The sequence below is a fragment of the Ensifer sp. R1-3 genome, assembly GCF_056739175.1.
The window spans coordinates 1,508,572-1,528,675 of the sequence record NZ_CP096515.1 but is presented as its reverse complement, the minus strand read 5'-3'; the positions used below and the strand labels follow the sequence as shown (position 1 = coordinate 1,528,675).

Sequence of the window (20,104 nt, the reverse complement as noted above, 5' to 3'; positions counted from 1 at the left end):
GATCGCCGCCGGAAAGCGCGATGCCGCGCGCCTTCTCCGCTTCTAGGCGCATCGCGCTCATAGTGATGATGGGATGTTCACCGAGTGCAAAACGCTTCCGGCTGGTGCTGCCTATCGGCTGATACCGCAGATTGCCAACGATCCGGTCGGCATAAACCTTCGCCATGAAGCCGGGAATCTTGTCGTCAAAATATTCGATGAAACCCCTTGGCGGGCGTTCGATGGAGCGGGCGAATTTATCGTCCAGGTGCGCGGTCGGCATTTCGTTCCCCGTTGGGTCAGATTGAGTTTGGGTCAGTTTTGGGTCAGGAATTTCGAATTTGGGTCAGACCCAATGAAATCCATTGAAACCGTACTAGCCTGTAAATATCTGAAAAACAAGGGCTTTGAAAGCTAGCGCACTTGACTGAAAGCCATTTTTGCATGACTGGGGGTCAAGGGGTCGTGGGTTCGAATCCCGCCGCTCCGACCATTTCCGCTTTGGTTTCAACGCGATACGATTGGCGCTTTCGGTAGCCCCGTCGAATATGGCGGCGCCCTAAATGATATCATAGGCCCCGAAGGCGGCCAGCGAGTTGGCTCCCTTCAGGACCACCGCTTGATCGATCACGCCGTCGCCAACCGAATCCCAGAACAACCAACCGTCGGCCGCGCCGGCCACGTACACAGCTACGCGGCCACCTCCAATCAGTGACTCGGCGACCGATAGCGCTGAAGCATAGTCGGCATTTGGGGTTGCCACCTCCGCGTAAGCGGCTGGGGGGAGCGGAGCGGTGAAGTGAAGGTCGACCGCGTCCTCGCCGGAGCGGAAGTCACCGATCATGTCTAGGCTTGAAACACTCGTCGATGCATCGCGCGTGTTGAAGACGAAGCGGTCGGCACCAGTGCCGCCGAACAGTGTGTCCCCGCCGGAGCCGCCAATGAGCGTATCGGCGCCCTCTCTGCCCTTAAGCAGATCGGATCCGGCACCTCCATCCAGGATGTCGTCACCAGCACCGGCGTCGAGCGTATCGCCGCCGTTGCCCCCAAAAAGAGTATCATCACCTTCCTTGGCGTAGAGCTCGTCATTCCCCAATCCGCCGATAAGGGTATTCGCCGCGGCATTCCCGACGATAGCATTGCCCAGGTCGTTGCCGGTGCCGTTAATCGCGGCGCTCCCGATCAGGGTGAGGTTTTCGACATTGTCCGCCAGCCGGTAACTGACGGAGGCGTTTACCAAGTCCTTTCCGCCGCCTGCAACTTCGATGACCTGATCGTCGTTCGATGCCAGGCCGTCATCGGTATAGCTATCCACGAAGAAAGTGTCGTTGCCGTTGCCGCCATCCATTTTGTCGGCGCCGCTGCCACCGTCAATGGTGTCATTGCCGTCCAGTCCGAAAACCACGTCGTTAGAGGCTGTCGTTCGGTACGCCGCGACAGATGTCGTCGGATTCATGACATTATTTCCGGACGAACCCCTGACGGCTTCGTCCGAGAACAAAAAGTCGGCCGAGCTCAATTGATGGCTGGCCACGCCAAGCACGGTAATATGGTCCGTCGAGCCGTTTAGGTGAATAACGGCATTGCCAAATTCGTCGTCGCTAATGCGCGACTGAAGCTGACTGAATGTCTTAAATCCGTAAGCATAAGCGATCTGGATCAGGTCTTTTCCGAGCTCGAAATCGCCAATCCGGTCTCGGCCGCTTCCCAGAGCAAAGAAAAACCGGTCCTGACCGCCAACTCCGGTATAGTTAGTGTAGGTCTCGGCGTCCCCGAAGAGCTCATCATCGCCAGCGCCGCCAACAATGAAATCATCTCCGCCTCGCGCATTGTCCCGCATTGTGTCAGCGTCTCCGGCTACCATGTCATTGCCGACACCGCCATAGACGCGATCATGACCACCCTGTGCATCGTTAAACAGACCGCGTGCGTCGCCAACAAGCGAGAAGTCATCTCCAGCGCCGCCGTAAATAATGTCATTCCCTCCGATACCGCTATCGACGAGGACGAAAGCGTCACCGGCAACGTAATCGGCGCCGCCGCCGCCATAAATGACGTCGTTGCCACCCCGGGACTGCCCAAGCATGAAACGGCCATCACCGTATATCTCGTCGTTGCCTTCTCCGCCCTCGATCAAATCGTCACCGCCACGCGCCGCGCCTGACAGTTGGTCGGCATCACCGACGAGAAGATCATCACCCGAACCGCCGCCAAGCCGATCGTTGCCGCCGATGCCGACCGTATCCATAAAGTAGGCATCGCCATAAATCTTATCGTCGCCGCCAAGTCCTTCAAGGCGGTCGTTGCCGCCACGTCCGGATGACAGAGCTCCGCCGGTTTGCTGGCCGTATGGAGATCCGGTTGTGTAAGGATCACCAAAGATATAGTCGATGAATTTTGTACCAATGATGATGTTGTTTATTCCGGGATAAGGGGGGGACCCCACCGACTGCCATCGGGTATACTCCCGTCGGGTTAGTGTTAACTTGAATAAATCTAGTCAGAAATCGCTATTAAATAAGGTAAACGATGAAACTACCATTTTTGTCCTTTTGAGGCAAGATTGCAGAGATCCTGAAGTGGACGTTTTAGTGCATTCGCGTAAAGCTATTGAGGGAATGGCGACAAAAGAAAGGATGTCGTTTGTCACTGTGCCGCTGCTCCGGGATGGATCATTCAGGGGGATCGGACAGCGAGAGGGCGAGGCGGCGATTTCGAGATGACCTAGCCCGAAAGCGGCAATGCAAATCCGAGTCACTGGATCCCGAAACAGTTCCCGAACTGACCTTCCGGGCATGCCGCAAAGCCCTGTAAACCAGGGCGCCCAGAAAACCGGGCCTCTCTCCTGGGGTCAAGGTGTCGCGGGTTCGAATCCGCCGCTCCGACCATTTCCGCTTTGGTTTCAACGCAATACGATAGGCGCTTTCGTTAGCCCTACCGGAAATATGGGAACGAAACGCCCTCGGATTCACTGTTCGGAAGCGAATAGTCCCGAAAAACGTTCCACGTCATTTGTTCTTCCTTTGTGCCCGTTTCGAGTTGGAGAGCGATTCGAGGGTTTCCGCCACCTCCTCATCGAGGACGTGAGCATAGCGCATCGTCGTTTTAATCGAGGCGCTCGCGAGCAATATCGAAGACGCGCTGGAGCAAATCGACGTCTGTCGGATCAGGGGTGCCTCACTTCGAGCCGACTGCGTTCCATCCTCCCTTTCTGGACCCAGTATCCTGCGCTAGGAGTCCGATCCTCCTCGAGGGAGCACTTGATTGCTGGCACTGTGCATATGATGACAGACGAGCCGAAGAAGAGAGGCTCGTGTGCCACGGCGCGCGCATTTCACGTACCCGGTTTGGCTTTCCCTTTTAAGCTGTTTCCGCCCTTTCCACCCTTGGTACTATTTCCGCCTTTGCCGCCCTTTGTGCTATTCCCGCCCCCACCGCCCTTGCCGCCGCTCGAGCCGCTGCCCGAGGCTGCGATGGCGTCGGAGGTGAGGCTCGTTGAAAGCAACATTGTCACGGCAGGCGGTGTGACGGCAGCGAAGCGGCCGCAAGTCTTTAGAAACTCGCGTCTGTCTCCTTCGCTGAGAGACAGTTCGTCCCGAGGTTTGTCCATCTGCGCTTCCTCCCTTGGCCAGTTGTATAATACAGCGATTGCTAATGTTATGAGATATAGCTTTCTTTATACGAGATCCTGCGTCTGGCTCTGTCGCTTGTCTCGCCGACGGCATCTTCGACCGACAGGCGCGTGCTGCTCGCGGTAATCGGCCGCGCCCTGCGGCGCCGGACTATTCCGAAACGTTGTTCTGGCCAGAAGCGGTCGGAATGTACACCGCGACATCCCGGCTCTCATTTTGTAAGAATGCGTCTGCGCGATCAGGTAAACGGCAATCGTCAAAATCGATAAAAGTATAATGCTTAGTGTTTCGGCAGCCCGTAATCGTCTCTGTCGCGCATCAACCAAATCCTCTCGGTTTCGGTCCCAAGCCACTACGACGGTGCGCTGTAAGGCGGTGGGCCTCAGGGCTGCATTGAAGGGACAATTATGCAGCTCCGAGGTACCACACTCGAGCGGCTGACGAGGGGGGCCGCTCGGGGGTGACAACTCCAATATGCATCAAAGGTTTCGCTCGGTCACCGGCCTAAGACCTTTGCTTTCAACGAGCCGGACTAAGGTCTGATCTGTCCTCGACCGTCAGGTGGGAGAACCCTCTCCCGGAAACCAAGGCATCGCAGGAACGTTAGATTCCGATGTCAGTAGGAGCAGGACTATGAAGATCGTAACCACGGCAATTTCCGTTGGCGTCGCGCTCACGGGCATGGCCGGTATGGCCTTTGCTGACCCCTGGAAAGACGAAAGCGGCCACGGCCGCTGGCGCGGCTACTACGACGGGCCTCGTTATGAGCGAAGGGCCTTCAAAGAGGAATATCGCCGTGGCGGCTGCAAGATCGAGCGCAAGTGGGAAGATGACGAGTACAAGGAGGAGATCAAGTGCAAGCGCGGCGCTCGTCCGATCTATGGATATTATCGGTATTAACCTTGGTATTGGAACGAAGACACGCCGGCGGTTGCCCTGGACCGAAAGAATGCCATTTTCGCTCAGCCGGTCTTGGTCGCCGGGGTTGGGTATCGCGCCCCGGACCGATGACGGCGACCTGCAGCACCCATCGGCCAAGGCATCCGAGAGCGGGAAGACCGGGGGGATATCCGACGTCTCAGCAGGATGTGCCTGACTTGTGCTGCTGTGACGAACTATCAACAGAGATGTCGGTTGCCTTGGCGGCGACCGCCACAGCGGCCGCGAGTTCATGAGCATCCCGGCGACCTGCCTGGTAGAGACTGATCAGCTTCGCAGCGAGTTGTTCTGCTTCTTCGCTGCAGCGGGACAGCTTTCGTTTGCGTAACTCAGCCCGAAAGACAGAGTCTATCACGTCGAGGTCATAAGGACTGATTGGATTGACATGGATATCGGAGCGCATGGCGCAATCTCCACCATTGGGGCGAAAGCGCGATGATCTCCCAGCCATCGGTGCCCGTGGAAATGAGCCGATGATGAAGATAGTATACGCCCCATCTCGGAGAAACGCGAGCCGCCGTACGCTGTCGGACGGAACGGTTGCGGTGGGAAACAGGCCGCGAGAGATGACCAGGCGGCGGTGTTCGTCCTGCCCTAGCCTCAGAACGCCCGGAGGCAAAACCGCGCTCACCGAGTCCCGAAATAATTCCCGACCTGATCTTCTGGATATGCCGCAATGCCTTTTGTATCAGGGCGTCCAGAAAGTAGCCCTCTCTCCTTGGGTCAAGGGTCCCGGGTTCGAATCCACCGCTCCGACGATCAAAATCAATCGCTTAGCCCCCATGCAGTGATTGAGCGGCTTTCATCATTTCCGTCGGTTTCCAGTCTTCTTGATTCGATCTTACTGACTGCTGCCGGCGGCGCTGCGCTGCCATTCGTCGGTAAACCTCTTCCGTCTCGTCGAGCATACGTTTCAGTGTAAAACGGTCCCGGCGCGCCGCGGCGGCGCCGGCAAGGCGCCGAAACATATCCGGGTCGGCCGCCGCTATCATCGCTCTTGCAAGCGGTGAGACGTCCTCGCTGTTCGGAACGATGTAGCCGTTCTCTCCGTGATCGACGGCCGTTCCGGCTCCGCCGACGTCGGAAATGATGATCGGCCGGCCGGCGGCTGCCGCTTCGAGCATCACATAGGACATTGCCTCGTAGCGGCTCGGCATGACGAGGAGATCGAATGCGGGTACCGCCTGAGGTCCCGTAAAGGCCGAGGTCAGATGGATGCGGTTCTGCAAGCCGCTTGCGGCGATCGCGGCGCGGACCTCTTCCTCCAATTCTCCCGATCCGACCATGACGACGTGACTGTTCCTGACCGCCGATGCGGCCTTGCCGAAGGCATTGAGGAGACGCTCGGGCGCCTTTTGCGCCGAGAGCCGGCCGATGAAGCCGAAAACGAAGGCGTCCGCCGGAATGCCGAAGCTGGCGCGCACCGTCTGCGCCATATCGGGCGAGGGGGTGTCGACGCCGTTGACGATAACGGACATGCCCCTTCCCGAGATGCCGATCGACAGCGCATGGGCGAATTCGTCACCGGAGACCGTGACGAGATGGTCGGTGAAGAAGCGGGCGAGAAGTGTTTCGATCGCCCCGTAAATCAGTCGGCCGCCGCGCCCGAGCGTCGGGTCCATCGTCCTGAAGGCATGCGGCGTGTAGACGCGCGGCACGTGCCTTCCCGGCAGGCGCAGGCGCGTCAGGGCTCCGGCCTTGGAACTGTGGCCGTGAATGACGTCGAACGGCCCGGCAGTGCGGATGATGCGATTTATGGCGCGTAAGCAGGACCAGTCGGAGGGGCCGGGCGCCCGGCGCATGCCGACCGCATGAATGGCGGGAAGGCCGAGCGCCTTGAGCTCGCGCACGAAGCCGTCTTCGGCCCGAACGGGAGAATAGATCGCTTCGACATGGTGGCCGCGCACATGCATGCCGCGGCAAAGATCGAGAAAGTGGCGTCCGGACCCTCCGCCGCCGGGTTCCAGTACCTCGAGCAGGCGCAGAGGGGCGTCGGGCGGCTCGCGACTCGTGGTCATGCGGGCGTTCCGGAGCGGATCTGCCTTCTATGGCGATATTCGAGCGCGGCGCACCCCCAAAGGATGCCGAGAAGCAGGTAGAAATGGCGCCAGTGATCGGTGTCGATCACGTTGCCGATACCGACATGGCCTATCAGCGTGGTCCAGGCGATCATCAGATATGGTTGCCACGGCCTCTCGAGCAGCAGGAAGCGGAAGCCGAGCGACAGCGTCCAGAGGATGAGCGCGACATAGGCGACGAAGCCGAGCCATCCATAGGATGTCAGGCTCTTCAGAAGCACGTTGTGCTCGTCTTCGGGAAACATGGTGCTGAACACCATGGGGCCGATGCCGAGCGGCTTTTCCATGGCCATCAGAAAGCCGATCCGGTGCCGGTCGAAACGCCCAAGATGTCCGCCGTCATATTCCTGGACGAGCTGCGTGCGGCTCGAGAAGAGAGACGCGACCTGGTCCGACTGCAGGGCGACCACGAGTGCTGCCACCACGAACAGCGCGCCGGAGAGCGTCAGCACGAGAATCCGGAGGCGGAAGAGACCGCTGCGCTGCTTGAGCAGCATGACGAAGACGAAAGCGACGACGCAGAACAGGTCGAGAGCCCAGGCAGCCCGCGAGAAGGAGAGGAACACGCCGAGCGTGAGTACGAGCAGGCCGGCGATCTTCAAGGGCGCCCGGCTGATCGGCTGCGTCAGCAGCCCGTGAAGGAGATAGAGGGTGGGGGCTACGAGGAACGGTCCGAAGACATTCGGGTCCTGAAACGCTCCCTTTGCGCGATCATAGAGCGTGAAGTTCGCCGCACCCGGTATCGCGCCGAAATAGCCGAGGATGCCGAGGAGGGCGGTGATGACTGCGGCCGCCACCCAGGCGTTGAGGATGAGCGGCAGGCGCTGGTGGCTCTCTTCGATGATGGCCGCAAAAAACACCGCCGTGAGGCAGAGGAAGCCGGTAACGGCCATATACATCGGACCGGTCCCAAGGTCGGCCATCACCGTCAGCGACAGGATACCGCCGATCATGAACAGGACGAGAAGGACCGTGAGCGGAGCCGTGGCACGGGAGATCCTGAGGCCGAAAAGCGCCCAGAGGCCGATGAGCCCCGCCATGAAGACCTCGTAGGGCGCGGGCTCGGCGATGACGAACCCGGACAGAAAGACGCCGATCGTCACCAGGCAGGAGCCGACGAGCGAAATCGCGGCAAGCTGCGGGCGAAGGATAACCGGCCGCGATGCGGTGACCGCGGTCAATAGGCGTTTTCCGTGTTCAGCAGCCGGAACGGCGTGAGGATGAGAATCTTCAGGTCGAGCAGCAGCGACCAGTTCTCGATATAGTAGAGGTCGAATGCCGTTCGGAACCGGATCTTTTCGTCGTTGTCGATCTCACCGCGCCAGCCGTTGATCTGCGCCCAGCCGGTCACTCCCGGCTTGACGCGATGGCGGGCAAAATAGCCTTCGACGACATCGGAATAGGTTCGGTCCTTCGTCTGCGCGAGCACGGCGTGGGGACGCGGCCCGACGAGCGAGAGCTCGCCTTTCAGCACATTGAAGAACTGGGGCAACTCGTCGATCGAGGATTTGCGCAGGAAGCGTCCGAGGGGGGTTACGCGAGGGTCGTTCTTGGTTACGGCGTTGCGTGCGGTCGGGTCGCTCATATGTGTGTACATCGAGCGGAACTTGTAGACCTCTATGGTCTCGTTGTTGAAGCCGTGGCGGTGCTGCTTGAAGATGATCGGACCGGGCGAAGTGACCTTCACCGCGACGGCGGCGGCGAGCATGACGGGCCAGAGCAAAGCGAGCGCCACCAGACTGAAAAAGATATCGAAGCAGCGCTTGGCCACGGAATCCCAGTCGGCGATCGGCTTGTCGAAGATGTCGAGCATCGGGACCTGCCCGACATGCGAATAGCTGCGTGGGCGGAAACGGAGATTGTTGGCGTGCGCCGCAAGCCGAATGTCGACCGGAAGCACCCACAGCTTTCTGAGGAGTGCGAGGATGCGCTTTTCCGCAGTCAGCGGCAGCGAGATGATCAGCATGTCGATGCGGGCGAGGCGGGCGAATTCGACCAGTTCGTCCACTGTCCCGAGTTTCGGATAACCGGCAATCACATTCGGGGACCGGCGCTCGTCTCGATCGTCGAAGATCCCGCAGATGCGGATGTCGTTGTCCGGCTGATGCTCGATCTCCCGGATCAGGTCCTTCGCGGGCTGCCCGCCACCGACGATGACGGCTCGCCGTTCCATGGTGCCGTTTCTCGACCAGTGGCGGATCGAATAGGCGATGAATGCGCGCTCCGCGACGAGGAAAAACCCGCCGGCGAGGAACCATGCGCCGATCCAGAATCGCGAATAGAGGTGGCCCGATTTGAGAAAGAAGAGGCCGAGCGCAATCACGCCGAAGGCAGCCGTCCAGGCGCCGAGGACGCGCGGCGTCATCCTGAGCCAGGCGCGCAGTGCCGGCACCTGGTAGGCGTCGGCGACCTGCATGGCGGCAACGGCAAGCGCCGGTCCGCCGGCGAGCATGAGGAGATACACCGGCAGCTGCTCCAGCGTCGGCGCGACATATTGTGCATTGATGCCGTAGCCGATGGCAAAAAGCGCGCAGAAGTCGAGAAGCCGGATAAGTCCGGTGATCATCGCCGGTGTATAGGTGTCCGCACGGAACTGAAGGGCGATCTGCTTCGCCAGCGGGTTGAGCCCCGCATTGCCCCTTGTCCCGTCCTTCTGTTCGGTGGTCGTCTTGCGGATCTCCGAGACCTTCTTGCGAAGCGCTTCGGGATCGAAGGTCTCTGGCCTGTCAAACTGGTTCATGGTCGCTTTCCGGCGCTGAAGTCCTTCGCCCGGATAGCAGAAAGCCACTAAGAAACGCTTACGTTGTACGCAGCCGCCCCTGCGGCACAAGCGATTCCTCGGTGAGGTCCCGATAAAGCTGCATCACGTGTCTGGTCATCACCGATGCGGCGAAGCGGGATTTGAACCGTTCCGCGTCGGGCATCGTCCGGGCAGCCCAGCCGGCGTCCCGGATGGCGTCGGCCATGAGACGGGCGAGCGCCCCCGCATCTCCGGGTGGGACGAGCGCCTCGCTATCGGCCCCGAGAACCTCCGGGATTCCTCCGACGCGGGTCGCGATTACGGGCTTTCCGGCGGCGAGCGCTTCCAGAAGGATATAGGGCATGGATTCCGCGCGGGATGGAATGACGACCTTGCGGGCCAGAGCGAAAGCCTCGCGCGCCCTCATTGCCGGCAGCAGCCTGACGCGATCTGCGAGGCCCATGCGCAGGGTCATTTCTTCGTATTGCCGCTGCTGCGGGCCATCTCCAACCATCAAGGCGGAAAGTCTGCGGCCGGCGATCTCTTCGGCTGCGGCAAATCCTTCGATAAAAAGATCGGGCCCCTTCAGGTCCCGCATCATGCCGATATAGAGGAAATCGACAGCGCCCGGCCCCGTCTCGACGGGTTCGAATTCCGCGTCGTCTATGCCGTTATAGATCAGCTCGTTGCGTGCCAGTGGAAGGCCGACCCTGGCACCGTAGGTGCGGCGTTCGTATTCGCAGACGAAGACAAGGGCGTCGGTCAGGCGTTCCTGCAGGCGCTCGACGCGGAGAATGAGCGAACCTGCCAGGGACCGGCGCTCGAAATGAAGGCTGCCTCCGTGGGGCGAATAGAGGCGGGCTACGCGATACTTGTTGACCCGCAGGGCTGAACCGACGATACGCGCCAGCACGCCGCCCTTGGCGCCGTGCCCGTGCAATACATCCGGTTGCAAACTTCTGATTTCCTTGTAGCCGCGCCATAGCGCCGCGGCGTCCGATGCCCCGATCGAACGATGGATCGGTACGCGGATGATGCCGAGTGCCAGATGAGGTCGAACCTCTTCGAACAGCGCGTCCTCGTGGGCACCGCCGGTGGTGCTGTCGCAAAGGATTCCGACCTGATGCCCGGCATTCGCATGCGCCTCGGCAAGGTCGCGCACGTGCCGGAATATGCCGCCGACCGGGGATCTGAAGCAATGAAGAATGCGCAAGGGGCGTTCGCTCATGGCGATCAGAACAGTCGTTCGCGTATATAGACGGTGTCGCCGGCGAGAACCGGGTCGGTTATCGGAACGCGTCCGGTGATGATGCGGCCGTTGATCTTGCGGGTGATGTCGGCGGTTGCCTGGTTGGCGCGTGGCGTGAAGCCGCCTGCGACGGCGATCGCATTCTGTACCGTCATCCCCGGAACGTAGGCATATTGGCCGGCCTGTCCCACTTCGCCCATGATGAAGACGGAACGGTAGCGGTCGACCTCGATCGTGACGTCCGGATCCTTGAGGAAGCCCTGGCGCAGCTTCGATGCGATCATCCCCTCCAGTTCCGGAAGCGTATGCCCGCGTGACGGAACGGCCCCGATCAGCGGGAAGGCGACATAGCCGGCCTGATCGACCGTATAGCTGCCGCTGAGGCTTGCCTGTTCGAAGACGTTGATGCGCAGGCGGTCACCGCTGTCCAGCCGATAGGGCTGCACCGTCGCCTGGCTGAAGCCTTTGGGGGCGGGCTGGTAATTCGTGCAACCGCCGACGAGCGCCGACAAAATCGCAACGGCGAAGACGCTTGTTCTCTTGTTGGCTGCGGTCGACATGCGGCTAGGGGCTCCGAAAACGATCACCGTTCGCCGATGTTATCGATCCGTTAGGGTTAATGGCCGGTAAATCCGCCACGAGAATTTCCGGCATCGAATGTCCTTCCGATCCATGACGCATGCCGCCCTCTGGTTGCAGCGGAAATTAACCGTTGGGTTACCATGTTCGTTTACCTTCCCGCCAAACGAGAAAGCTTTGGAGTGCAGGCATGTCGGGCATCGGCGGGCAGCAGGATGTGGATATCGATCTCGGCGGGCTTTTTCGCGCCATCTGGCAGCGCCGCGTGCGGGTGCTGCTCGCCACGGTTGGGGCCGCTGCCGTCGCTTTCGGGGCTGCCAAGATGGTCGCTCCCGATTACGAGGGCGAGACGCGCGTCCTGATAGAGTCGCGCGAGCCCGAGTTCAGCGGCGCCAATCAAGTTTCGCAGAATGGCTCCGACCGGATGTTCGACGAGTCGGGCATCCTCAGCCAGGTGCAGGTCCTGCGTTCGGCGGACCTGATCAAGCAGGTCGCGCGCAACATGAAGCTTCACGAACTCGACGAGTTCGATCCCTCCGCACGGCCTTCCGCTGCGTCCGATCTCCTGGTGATGTTGGGCCTGAAGAAGAATCCTCTCGATTTGCCGCCGGAAGAACGGGTGCTGAAGGAGTTCGAAGAGAAGCTGCAGGTCTACCAGGTCGAAAAGTCGCGTGTGATCGCCATCGCCTTCACCTCGAAGGATGCGAAGCTCGCAGCCGCCATTCCGAACGAAATGGCCAATGTCTATCTTTCGCTGCAGAGCGGAGCCAAGCTCGACTCGAACTCCGAGGCAAGCCGCTGGCTTGAGCCGGAGATCGCCAACCTGCGCGAGAAGGTGCGCGAGGCGGAGGCGAAGGTCGCGCTTTACCGCGCCGAGTCGGGTCTGCTTGCGGCCGGCGAGACGCAGAATTTTGCCACGCGCCAGCTTACCGACATTTCGACGGAGCTTGCACGGGTGCGCTCGGAGCGGGCGAACACGGCCGCGCGCGCCGAGGGTATGCGGACGGCGCTTGCCGACGGCCGTCCGGCGGACACGCTTGCCGACATCGTCGGTTCGCCGATGATCCAGCGTCTCAAGGAGAACCGCGCCAACGTCCAGGCGCAGATCGCAGACCTGTCGACGGCACTGCTCGACGGTCATCCGCGGTTGAAGGGGCTCAAGTCCCAGCTCGAAGGGATCGAAGGGGCGATCCGGTCGGAGACCCGGAAGATTCTTGCGAGCCTCGAAAATGAGGCGAAGGTCGGGCAACTGCGCGAGCAGCAGCTCGTTCAGCAAATGAACACGCTCAAGGCGCAATCGGCGCAGGCGGGCGAGGAGGAAGTCGGGCTGCGCGCGCTCGAGCGCGAGGCAACGGCGCAGCGCCAACTGCTCGAAACCTATCTCGCCCGATACCGCGAGGCGACCTCGCGTACCGTGGCGAACGCAACTCCGGCCGATGCGCGTGTGATTTCGCGCGCCGTGGTCCCGACCAGCCAGAGTTTCCCGAAGGTGCTGCCGATAACGATCGTCGCTGCCTTTGCGAGCCTCCTGGTCAGTTGCGTCGTCATCATGCTCGGCGAACTTTTCAGCGGCCGCGCGCTGAGGCCGGTCTCGGTCCCCGAAGCACCGGCCCCGGGTCAGCCCGCAGAAATGCCTTCAGTCCTTGGTGTCGTCGAAGAAAATCCCGCATCTGTCCTCGCCGCCGCAGACCCTGCGCCCGAGGAAAACGGCGACGAGGGGAATGCGGCATCGAAGCACGACTTTTCGATCGAGTCGGTCGCCGAACATCTTCGTGCCAACGGTGTGCGGATTGCGGTCTCGGTATCCCCGGGCGGCGACGAGGGATCGACGGCGACCGTGATGCTGGCGCGCCTTCTGGCCGAGGACGAGCAGAAAGTCGTGCTGATCGACCTTTCCGGTTCGGCCTGTCCGACGCGGCTCATGGCACAATCGCGGGACCTTGCCGGGGTCACGAATCTGCTCATGGGCGAAGTCGCCTTCTCCGAGTCGATTCATTCGGACAGGTTGTCCGAAGCACATATCATACCCCATGGCGACGCCGACCCTCATGCGGCGATGCGCGGCATCGACCGGCTACAGATCATCATCGATGCGCTCGCCAATGCCTACGATCTCGTCCTGATCGAATGCGGGTCGGCCGACGCGGAGGCCGTGGCCAAGGTGGCACGGCACGAGGGCACCGAGATCATCCTGTCGGCACCGTCGATCAGCGACAATGAGATCGTCGAAATGCTGATGAGTTTCGGGGAAGCCGGATATCGCGACGTCGTGCTGATGACCGGGAAGGGGCAGGACGGCCCGGATTTTCCCGACCGCCGCGCTGCATAACGTCACGCTTCATCCGCGTTCGCAGCCGATGTCTGTCGCCGCTGCCGCTGCCGTTGAATGAAGGCATAAAGCGTTTCGTTGGCCTTGACCAACCGTTTCGCCCGGGCGATCGCCCTGAAACCGCCGGCGGCCAGCCGGCCGCGGAACGTCAGGGGCAGAACGATGTCGCGCAACGTCGTCTCGACCGTGCACCACGACCGCTTGTAAGGCTGATCGCCGATGCCGAAGTCGAAGAGGGCGACGCCTTCTGCGCAAAGACGCTCGATCATTCTGTAGAAAAGCAACTCGCCCGGGCTGGCATCCGCGGCGATTTCCTCGTCGATCGAGCCGAACTGGCAGATGACGTGGTCGCCCTTGCGCGAGAGACCGGCGACCGCGACAACGCGGCCGGCGTGTTCGCCCCTCAGCCTTATGGCATTGAGCTCCAGGAGGTTGCCGGGCTCGGGGGCCCTGGCATCGATCAGGGCGTGGAAAAAGGTGCGCGTCTCCGCCTCGCGAAAGGCATCCGGCAGGCCGAGTGTCTCGAAGCGGGCGGCTTTCTGCCGGAAGAATGTCTCGAGCAGGGCATGGGCCTCCTGCGCTTCGCGAGCGATCACATAGTCGTAGCCGCCGATCTCGGCGAGGCGCCTTTCGGATATGCGCATCTTTTTGCGCCGCCGCTTGGCATTGATCTGGGCGAGCGTGCGCTCCATGGTGCCGAGAAGCGGCAATTGGAACGAGGCGTTCGGGTTCTCGATGCCGGCCAGAACGGCGAGGGGGTGCGGCGCGCCGCGCCAGATCCGCGGCGTCCGGTCGAACACGATCACGTCCGCGAAACGGCGGAGCTGGCGACCGATACCGCCGGTCAGCGCTGCCGTGAGCTCCGTAGCGGGCACGTTGCCGATGCCGGCGCCGAACAGGCCGGTGTTGAGATTGCTGTGCTCCGAGCCGATCAGGCGCGCCGCGCGGAGAAGCCGGCTGCGTTCGATCTCGAAAGGAAGGAGAAAAAGCGGCTCCCTGCCGGCGGCGCCACGGACGATGAGCACCTCGCTGCCATGCGTCTTTGTCCATGCCGCGCACCAGTCGAAGCTCTGGTGCAGCGAATTGCCGCTGCTTTCGTCAAGCGCTCGCCATTCCGCTTCGAGCTCGGCCATGTCCGCGTGGACGGAGATGGTGATCCGGTCGGCAGCGCTGCCTCCATGGGCGAGGCTCCCGGCCGAATGATACCGCCCGGCGCTGGTTTCCGGCGAAAGGGTGAAATCGGAACTTGCCATCATTGTCGATCCGCATGCGTGATGCAGCCATTGAAGCGGAAATTCCGATAGATCTGATTAATCCGGCAGGCACTCGCGTGCCCGGCAGACAACAGGGTTAGGGGAATATGAAGCCGGAACAGGCGGCGGCTGGAATTGCCGGCGCAGGCGCGTTAAGTTCTCTGCCGTTCGATGGAGGGGCAGATGCGCCACCGAGAAAGGTCCGGGTTCAAGCGGTTTTGTGCAGCCGGACCGCAGAGCCGGCCTGAATGTCTGCTAGGACGACCATTTCCCTGGAGCGAATAATGCCACCCATCCATTCCGCGCCTGATCCAGGCGCCGCCTTTCCCGTCGCCGAGTTCCCGCGCATCGGATTTCTCAGGAACATCGTGCGCTCGCCACTGATCGAGGCCGGCGAGTTCAGCTATTACGACGATCCGGACGGTCCCGAGCGCTTCGAAGAGAAGTGCGTTCTCTATCACTATGACTTCGTGGGCGATCGGCTGGTGATCGGCCGCTTCTGTGCGCTGGCGACCGGCATACAGTTCATTATGAACGGGGCCAACCACGCGACCGGAGGCTTCTCGACCTTTCCGTTCGGCATCTTCCCCGGTGCCTGGCGCGATGGCTTCGACCCTGACGCCTACAGGACCGGTTATCGTGGCGACACGATCGTCGGAAACGATGTCTGGATCGGCATGGAGGCGACCATTTTGCCGGGCGTGACGATCGGCGACGGCGCGATCGTTGCGGCAAAAGCGGTCGTTACGAAGGATGTGCCTCCCTATGCCGTCGTCGCGGGCAATCCCGCACGGGTGGTGAGATCGCGCTTCCCCGATGCAACGATCGAGCGATTGCAGGCGATTGCCTGGTGGCGTTGGCCGATCGACAAGGTGACGCGCAACATCGCGGCGATCACCGGCGCCGATCTCGATGCACTGGAAGGCGCCCGGTAGAAGTCAGACGAGGAATCCGGTCGCGAGCGCCCTTGCCCATTCGGCGCGGCCGCGTTCGGCCGCGAGGAGCGACGCCGCCATGTGATCGTAGCCGACACAGCGGAAGGTGACGTTCCAGTCGCCGGAGGCCCGCTCGACAATGGCGTAGCGGGCATCCGGCGAACCGGTTTCGACCTTGTGCGCGACCGGCCGGTCGTCGTCATAGGCAGGGCAGCCGACACTGCCCGGGTTGACCAGCAGCCGCCCGCCCGAAAGCCGCAGGGCGCGTTGAACATGCGTGTGGCCGCAGAGGATCACGGGATGCTCGATACCGTCGGCAAAGCGCTCGATCTCCGCGCGCCGCGCCATGTGAACGATGCCATCGCCCGTCAGCGCCTCCATCCAGTAGGTCTCGTCGCTTGCCGGGGTGCCATGGCAGAGAAAGAGAGCGTCCCGATAGACAAGGGTCGCCGGCAGAGCTGCCAGCCAGTGGAGGTGGTGCTCATCGAGTTCGTCATGGGCGGAGCGGTCGGACAATCCCATGCGGGCAGGGCCGAGCGTGAGAAGATAGCGGTCGTGATTGCCGCGTATCGCAGCGGTACGGCGGCCGATCAGGATCTCCGCCGTCCGGGCGGCATTCAGCGGGCCGCTCAGATGATCGCCAAGATTGACGATCTCGTCGATGCCCTGTGCATCGATGTCGGCAAGCACGGCCTCGAGCGCGAGATCGTTGCCGTGAATATCGGAGATTACCGCGATTCTCATACCTGGAAACCTCAATGATCGGCGGCGGGTTTTTCCATCCACTTGATGATCAGCATGGCGGGAAGAACCCACAGCAGGCCGGTGAAGAAGAAATAAAGCAGATGCACCCACCAGGGAGACGCGCCGAGCAGCAGGGAAGCGAAGGTAACGGCCGCAAGTGCGTAGACGACGACGAGGATGATGAGCAGGACGGTGCCGATCAGTTTTCGGAGGCGTACGGGCATTTTTCGTTCTTTCGGTGGCGGCAACGCTGGCACTCGGGCGGCCCGCGACGGCATGCCGCAAAGGGTTCGGCCTTGTTTTGCACGGCACTCTGGTGCAAATCAACGGCTTTCAGACCGTCCTGACCGGCAACGCCGGCATAACGGTACCGTTTCCGGCGACAGATGAGGAAGTGCCATGGCCCACGCCGAATTGGCAACAGAACAGACGCTGCTCAAAGAGATCGGCAGAACCGAGCGCAACCGCCGGCAGATCCGCGGCTGGCTTGCCGCCGTTCTCTTCGCTCTGTTTGCGCTGGTGCTCGTCGGAGGGGCGACGCGACTGACCGAATCCGGCTTGTCGATCACCGAGTGGAAACCCGTCCACGGCGTCATACCGCCGCTCTCCGCGGAGGAATGGGAGGAGGAATTCCGTCTCTACCAGCGCATTCCGCAATATGAGCAGATCAACAAGGGCATGACGGTCGATGAGTTCAAGACCATCTTCTGGTGGGAATGGGCGCACCGGCTGCTCGCGCGCGGCATCGGCGTGATCTTCGCCCTGCCGCTCTTCTTCTTCTGGGTCACAGGGCGGATCGAGCGACGTCTGCGGCTGCCGCTTCTCGGAATCCTGGCGCTCGGCGGTTTTCAGGGCTTCATCGGCTGGTGGATGGTATCCTCCGGTCTGGCGGAACGGACTGCAGTCAGCCAGTACCGGCTCGCCACGCATCTGACCATCGCCTGCCTGATCTTCGCCGCCTGCATGTGGATTTACCGGGGGCTGTGTCCGCATTCCGACGACGCGCATCCGACGAAAAGGTCGCAAGGGATGGCCGGGGCCATAGCGATCATGAGCCTCTTCCAGATCTATCTGGGCGCGATCGTCGCCGGTCTCGATGCGGGTCTGAGCTACAACACCTGGCCGCTGATGGACGGGGCGATCGTCCCGGGCGGCCTGTTCGTGCAGCAGCCCGCCTGGATCAATCTCTTCGAAAATCCGAAGACGGTGCAGTTCGTACACCGTCTCGGCGCCTATCTGCTGTTCGCATTGGCGCTTTGGCACATGATCGCGTCGCTCCGTGCCGCGCCGGAGACGACACATGCCCGCCGCTCGGTGCTCCTGTTCGCGCTGGTGACGGTGCAGGCGGCAATCGGCATCACGACGCTGCTTCTGCAGGTACCGATCGGCTGGGGCGTGCTGCATCAGGGCGGTGCGCTCGTCGTGCTCGGCTTCGCGATCGCCCATTGGCGCGGTTTCGTCGGCACCTATCCGAGAGACACGGCGATAGAAATGCGCGACTGATTTGCCTGCGATCGAACGAACGAAAACCCCGGCAGGAACGCTGCCGGGGTTTTCGTCTCGATTTGCTGTGTCAGGCGGACAGCATCAGGTCCATGTTCTGGACGGCGGCGCCCGAGGCGCCCTTGCCGAGATTATCGAGCAGCGCGACCAGATTGACATGCGCTCCGCCCTTGGTGCCGAAGACGAAAAGCTTCATGGCGTCGCTGCCGGCGAGCTCCGTGGCGTCGATCCGGGCGAGCATGGCGCTCTCGTCAAGCGGCACGACTTCGACGATCGACTGTCCCGCATAATGGTCGACGAGGGCACGATGGATCGTTTCGAGCGTTGCACCGGCAGCCAGGTCCTCGAGATAGAGTGGCACCTGCACGATCATCCCCTGCGCGAACTTGCCGACGGAAGGGCTGAAGACCGGTGCGCGCTCGAGGAGCCCGTGCATCTTCATTTCCGGCACGTGCTTGTGCTTCAGGGTAAGCCCATAAAGGAAATGCGGCGCGCCGATGTGGTCCGGATTCTGATCGTCCTCCATCTGCGCGATCATCTGTTTGCCGCCGCCGGTATAGCCCGAAACCGCATTGACGGTGACGGGATAGCCATCCGGCAGGATACCCGCCTGGCGCAGAGGGCGGATCAGGGCGATCGCTCCGGTCGGGTAGCAGCCGGGATTGGCGACATGGCGCGCGTCGCGGATCCGCTGGGGCTGCGCCTTGTCCATCTCGGCAAAGCCATAGGCCCAGTCGGGAGCGACGCGATGCGCGGTCGAAGTGTCGATGATGCGCACGCGATTGTTTCCGGCCACCATGGCAACGGCCTCCCGCGAGGCGTCGTCCGGCAGGCATAGGATGGCGATATCGGCGCTGTTCAGAAGGTCCTCACGCATCGCCGCATTGCGTCGCTCTGCTTCCGGAATGGACAGGAGTTCGAGATCCGTACGCCCGGCCATGCGCACACGGATCTGCAGGCCCGTCGTGCCGTGTTCGCCATCGATAAAGATCTTCGGTTTCATGATTTCCCTGCTCCTGCAGTCCGTTAGCGGCGTTTCCGGAATCAGTCTGGCATAGAATTGAATCAATTTCTTGAGCGCACGCAGCCGCTTCGATCAGCCGCGCCTCTCCGCCAGCCACTCGGCACGCAGGCCCAGCATATACATGGCGATGGTCGAGCCAGCAATGGCGGTGAGGTCCGCGTGGTCGTAGGCGGGCGCCACCTCGACCACGTCGCTTCCGGCGATATGAAGCGCTCCGAGTTTGCGCAGGACCGATAGTATCTTTGCGCTCGAGGGGCCGCCGGCCACGGGCGTGCCCGTGCCGGGCGCAAAGGCCGGGTCGAGGCAATCGATATCGAAGGTCAGATAGGCGGGGCGATTGTCGACATGGCGGATGATGGTATCGGCGATCTCCTCGGCGCGCATCTCCTCGAGCTCGTAGCCGTAGACGATCCGAATGCCGCAATCCTCCGGTGCATGCGTCCGGATGCCGATCTGGATCGAGCGTTCCACGTCGATCAGCCCCTCGCGTGCCGCGCGGCCGACGAAGGCGCCATGATCGATGCGGCCTTTCTCGTCCGGCCAGGTGTCCTGATGGGCATCGAACTGGACGAGGGCGAGGGGCCCGTGCAGGGCTGCATGGGCCCTCAGGATGGGATAGGTGACGAAGTGGTCGCCGCCGAGCGTCAGCAGGTAGGCGCCCGACTTCAGGATTTTCGACGCCTCGCGCTCAATGGTCTGGGGAGTCCTCGCATGGTTGCCGTAGTCGAGCAGGCAATCGCCGTAATCGATCGTCGCCATGTCGGCAAACAGGTCGCGCTGGAACGGATATTGCGGATCGTTGTCGAAGATCGCCGATGCACGGCGGATCGCCTGAGGCCCGAAGCGTGCGCCGGGGCGATTCGACGTGGCTGCATCGAACGGAATTCCCCAGACGACCGCCTCCGCACCCTTGAGCTCCTTGGTGTATTTCCGCCGCATGAAGGAAAGGATGCCGGCATGCGTCGGATCGGAGGCCGCCGCCGTCAGTGATTTCGCAGTGATCGCGTGGTCGATCGACTTGTTGGCCATGCTGTTCTCCCGTCGGATGGACGGGACGTTGGCCAATCGATCGGGGCAAGGCAAGAGCCCGGCGTCAAAATCATGTGCAAGGGAACCCTTG

General features: G+C 61.7%; 18 protein-coding genes. 5 read left to right on the top strand and 13 right to left on the bottom strand.

The genetic code is table 11. The annotated features are described in order from the left end of the window. Window positions 1–73: 73 nt before the first annotated feature. On the top strand, window positions 74–397 hold the full coding sequence (locus tag M1D43_RS07365) for a hypothetical protein (protein WP_318853878.1): 324 nt from the start codon (window positions 74–76) through the stop codon (window positions 395–397). 141 nt (window positions 398–538) lie between these two features. On the opposite strand, the gene M1D43_RS07360 is transcribed toward M1D43_RS07365, so the two are convergent. Together M1D43_RS07360 and M1D43_RS07355 are read right to left on the bottom strand one after the other, a co-directional pair. Further along, window positions 539–2,425, bottom strand: coding sequence for a calcium-binding protein (locus M1D43_RS07360; RefSeq protein ID WP_498814171.1), 1,887 nt, complete (start codon window positions 2,423–2,425; stop codon window positions 539–541). 888 nt (window positions 2,426–3,313) lie between these two features. After that, on the bottom strand, window positions 3,314–3,589 hold the full coding sequence (locus M1D43_RS07355; protein ID WP_153313607.1) for a hypothetical protein: 276 nt from the start codon (window positions 3,587–3,589) through the stop codon (window positions 3,314–3,316). Between the two features lie 655 nt (window positions 3,590–4,244). Here M1D43_RS07355 and M1D43_RS07350 point away from each other — a divergent pair. Then, complete coding sequence (locus M1D43_RS07350) at window positions 4,245–4,511, top strand: hypothetical protein (RefSeq protein ID WP_153313608.1); 267 nt, start codon at window positions 4,245–4,247, stop codon at window positions 4,509–4,511. A 178-nt stretch (window positions 4,512–4,689) separates the two neighbouring features. Here M1D43_RS07350 and M1D43_RS07345 read toward each other — a convergent pair whose 3' ends face one another. The 6 genes from M1D43_RS07345 to M1D43_RS07320 all read right to left on the bottom strand — a co-directional run bounded on the left by M1D43_RS07345 (window position 4,690) and on the right by M1D43_RS07320 (window position 11,177). Then, window positions 4,690–4,953, bottom strand: a complete 264-nt coding sequence (locus M1D43_RS07345; protein WP_003529259.1) for a hypothetical protein — start codon at window positions 4,951–4,953, stop codon at window positions 4,690–4,692. Window positions 4,954–5,323: 370 nt separating this feature from the next. Next, entirely contained in the window at window positions 5,324–6,568 is a 1,245-nt protein-coding gene (locus M1D43_RS07340) for a glycosyltransferase family 4 protein (RefSeq protein WP_153313609.1), read from the bottom strand. Beyond that, a complete protein-coding gene (locus M1D43_RS07335; protein WP_028010344.1) occupies window positions 6,565–7,809 on the bottom strand; it encodes an O-antigen ligase family protein in 1,245 nt (414 codons plus the stop codon). The genes M1D43_RS07340 and M1D43_RS07335 overlap by 4 nt, the downstream gene beginning before the upstream one ends. After that, on the bottom strand, window positions 7,806–9,368 hold the full coding sequence (locus tag M1D43_RS07330) for an undecaprenyl-phosphate glucose phosphotransferase (protein ID WP_010969121.1): 1,563 nt from the start codon (window positions 9,366–9,368) through the stop codon (window positions 7,806–7,808). The genes M1D43_RS07335 and M1D43_RS07330 overlap by 4 nt, the downstream gene beginning before the upstream one ends. A 58-nt stretch (window positions 9,369–9,426) precedes the next feature. Next, window positions 9,427–10,596 (bottom strand): glycosyltransferase family 4 protein, encoded by a 1,170-nt coding sequence (locus M1D43_RS07325; RefSeq protein WP_127514048.1) that lies wholly within the window; start codon window positions 10,594–10,596, stop codon window positions 9,427–9,429. 5 nt (window positions 10,597–10,601) lie between these two features. Further along, the gene (locus M1D43_RS07320) at window positions 10,602–11,177 is read right to left on the bottom strand and encodes a polysaccharide biosynthesis/export family protein (RefSeq protein ID WP_003529250.1); all 576 of its coding nucleotides are present in this window, start codon (window positions 11,175–11,177) and stop codon (window positions 10,602–10,604) included. Window positions 11,178–11,386: 209 nt separating this feature from the next. Here M1D43_RS07320 and M1D43_RS07315 point away from each other — a divergent pair, with 209 nt between their 5' ends. Then, the gene (locus tag M1D43_RS07315; RefSeq protein WP_153313610.1) at window positions 11,387–13,525 is read left to right on the top strand and encodes a GumC family protein; all 2,139 of its coding nucleotides are present in this window, start codon (window positions 11,387–11,389) and stop codon (window positions 13,523–13,525) included. 2 nt (window positions 13,526–13,527) lie between these two features. Here the strand turns inward: M1D43_RS07315 and M1D43_RS07310 are convergent, their stop codons facing one another. Beyond that, complete coding sequence (locus tag M1D43_RS07310) at window positions 13,528–14,781, bottom strand: GNAT family N-acetyltransferase (protein WP_153313611.1); 1,254 nt, start codon at window positions 14,779–14,781, stop codon at window positions 13,528–13,530. A gap of 281 nt (window positions 14,782–15,062) precedes the next feature. Here M1D43_RS07310 and M1D43_RS07305 point away from each other — a divergent pair, with 281 nt between their 5' ends. Next, window positions 15,063–15,713, top strand: a complete 651-nt coding sequence (locus M1D43_RS07305) for a CatB-related O-acetyltransferase (RefSeq protein WP_153313612.1) — start codon at window positions 15,063–15,065, stop codon at window positions 15,711–15,713. Between the two features lie 3 nt (window positions 15,714–15,716). Here M1D43_RS07305 and M1D43_RS07300 read toward each other — a convergent pair whose 3' ends face one another. Together M1D43_RS07300 and M1D43_RS07295 are read right to left on the bottom strand one after the other, a co-directional pair. Then, entirely contained in the window at window positions 15,717–16,457 is a 741-nt protein-coding gene (locus M1D43_RS07300; protein ID WP_153313613.1) for a metallophosphoesterase family protein, read from the bottom strand. A gap of 11 nt (window positions 16,458–16,468) precedes the next feature. Further along, window positions 16,469–16,681 (bottom strand): DUF2842 domain-containing protein, encoded by a 213-nt coding sequence (locus M1D43_RS07295; RefSeq protein ID WP_003529239.1) that lies wholly within the window; start codon window positions 16,679–16,681, stop codon window positions 16,469–16,471. 175 nt (window positions 16,682–16,856) lie between these two features. Here M1D43_RS07295 and M1D43_RS07290 point away from each other — a divergent pair, with 175 nt between their 5' ends. Beyond that, window positions 16,857–17,960 carry a COX15/CtaA family protein gene (locus M1D43_RS07290; protein ID WP_153313614.1) on the top strand — a complete coding sequence of 368 codons (1,104 nt, stop codon included), beginning with the start codon at window positions 16,857–16,859 and terminating at the stop codon, window positions 17,958–17,960. Between the two features lie 70 nt (window positions 17,961–18,030). Here the strand turns inward: M1D43_RS07290 and argC are convergent, their stop codons facing one another. Together argC and speB are read right to left on the bottom strand one after the other, a co-directional pair. Further along, window positions 18,031–18,963: an N-acetyl-gamma-glutamyl-phosphate reductase gene (gene argC, locus M1D43_RS07285; RefSeq protein WP_153313615.1), complete on the bottom strand. Its 933-nt coding sequence runs from the start codon at window positions 18,961–18,963 to the stop codon at window positions 18,031–18,033. 93 nt (window positions 18,964–19,056) lie between these two features. Continuing rightward, the gene (speB, locus tag M1D43_RS07280; protein ID WP_153313616.1) at window positions 19,057–20,013 is read right to left on the bottom strand and encodes an agmatinase; all 957 of its coding nucleotides are present in this window, start codon (window positions 20,011–20,013) and stop codon (window positions 19,057–19,059) included. Window positions 20,014–20,104: the final 91 nt, after the last annotated feature.

Excerpts from the sequence above, each read along its gene's own strand:
- M1D43_RS07365 (WP_318853878.1), top strand. The coding sequence starts at position 74 with ATGTTCACCGAGTGCAAAACGCTTCCGGCTGGTGCTGCCTATCGGCTG.
- M1D43_RS07355 (WP_153313607.1), bottom strand. The coding sequence starts at position 3,589 with ATGGACAAACCTCGGGACGAACTGTCTCTCAGCGAAGGAGACAGACGC.
- M1D43_RS07350 (WP_153313608.1), top strand. The coding sequence starts at position 4,245 with ATGAAGATCGTAACCACGGCAATTTCCGTTGGCGTCGCGCTCACGGGC.
- M1D43_RS07345 (WP_003529259.1), bottom strand. The coding sequence starts at position 4,953 with ATGCGCTCCGATATCCATGTCAATCCAATCAGTCCTTATGACCTCGAC.
- M1D43_RS07340 (WP_153313609.1), bottom strand. The coding sequence starts at position 6,568 with ATGACCACGAGTCGCGAGCCGCCCGACGCCCCTCTGCGCCTGCTCGAG.
- M1D43_RS07330 (WP_010969121.1), bottom strand. The coding sequence starts at position 9,368 with ATGAACCAGTTTGACAGGCCAGAGACCTTCGATCCCGAAGCGCTTCGC.
- M1D43_RS07325 (WP_127514048.1), bottom strand. The coding sequence starts at position 10,596 with ATGAGCGAACGCCCCTTGCGCATTCTTCATTGCTTCAGATCCCCGGTC.
- M1D43_RS07320 (WP_003529250.1), bottom strand. The coding sequence starts at position 11,177 with ATGTCGACCGCAGCCAACAAGAGAACAAGCGTCTTCGCCGTTGCGATT.
- M1D43_RS07315 (WP_153313610.1), top strand. The coding sequence starts at position 11,387 with ATGTCGGGCATCGGCGGGCAGCAGGATGTGGATATCGATCTCGGCGGG.
- M1D43_RS07310 (WP_153313611.1), bottom strand. The coding sequence starts at position 14,781 with ATGATGGCAAGTTCCGATTTCACCCTTTCGCCGGAAACCAGCGCCGGG.
- M1D43_RS07305 (WP_153313612.1), top strand. The coding sequence starts at position 15,063 with ATGCCACCCATCCATTCCGCGCCTGATCCAGGCGCCGCCTTTCCCGTC.
- M1D43_RS07300 (WP_153313613.1), bottom strand. The coding sequence starts at position 16,457 with ATGAGAATCGCGGTAATCTCCGATATTCACGGCAACGATCTCGCGCTC.
- M1D43_RS07295 (WP_003529239.1), bottom strand. The coding sequence starts at position 16,681 with ATGCCCGTACGCCTCCGAAAACTGATCGGCACCGTCCTGCTCATCATC.
- M1D43_RS07290 (WP_153313614.1), top strand. The coding sequence starts at position 16,857 with ATGGCCCACGCCGAATTGGCAACAGAACAGACGCTGCTCAAAGAGATC.
- argC (WP_153313615.1), bottom strand. The coding sequence starts at position 18,963 with ATGAAACCGAAGATCTTTATCGATGGCGAACACGGCACGACGGGCCTG.
- speB (WP_153313616.1), bottom strand. The coding sequence starts at position 20,013 with ATGGCCAACAAGTCGATCGACCACGCGATCACTGCGAAATCACTGACG.